Raw genomic sequence first — 475 nt, 5'->3', positions numbered from 1 at the left:
GTCCTTCAACCAGCCGATATTGAGCACCATGTCGATCTCCCCTGCCCCGGCGGCAATCGCCCGTTCGGCTTCGAAGGCCTTGGTGTCACTCAGGCCGGCGCCCAGGGGAAAGCCCACCACGGCACAAATCACCACGCTGTCGTCGGCCAGGCAGGAAGCGGCGTAAGGCACCTGCCCTGAGTTCAGGCACACCGAATAAAAACCGTGCTCCCGGGCTTCCTCGCACAAAGTGCGAATCTGCTCGCGGGAGGCGTCGGGCGCCAGCAAGGTGTGATCGATGTACTTGGCCAATGCTGCGGGTTGAAGAGTGTTCATTTAACGTGCCCTTGCCTGTATGTTTCGAATGGTCGTGTGCCGCTTGTCACAGCACCCACACTAATGCGTTATAATAATAACATTAAATGTTACTTATCTAACACAAACAATCAAGCCTTGGAATACTCGTGGACAGTAGAAAAGCCGAGCGACTCAAGCT

General features: G+C 55.4%; 1 protein-coding gene. It reads right to left on the bottom strand.

Annotated features, from left to right (window positions below; genetic code table 11):
* The coding region (gene deoC / locus FCS21_RS15935) for a deoxyribose-phosphate aldolase (protein ID WP_138624493.1) at positions 1-315 on the bottom strand (315 nt) is incomplete at its 3' end.
* Positions 316-475 lie beyond the last annotated feature (160 nt).

Origin of the sequence: Colwellia ponticola, assembly GCF_005885605.1 — a bacterium.
Classification (GTDB): Bacteria; Pseudomonadota; Gammaproteobacteria; order Enterobacterales; family Alteromonadaceae; genus Colwellia; species Colwellia ponticola.
This window is presented reverse-complemented; position numbering and strand designations above follow the sequence as displayed.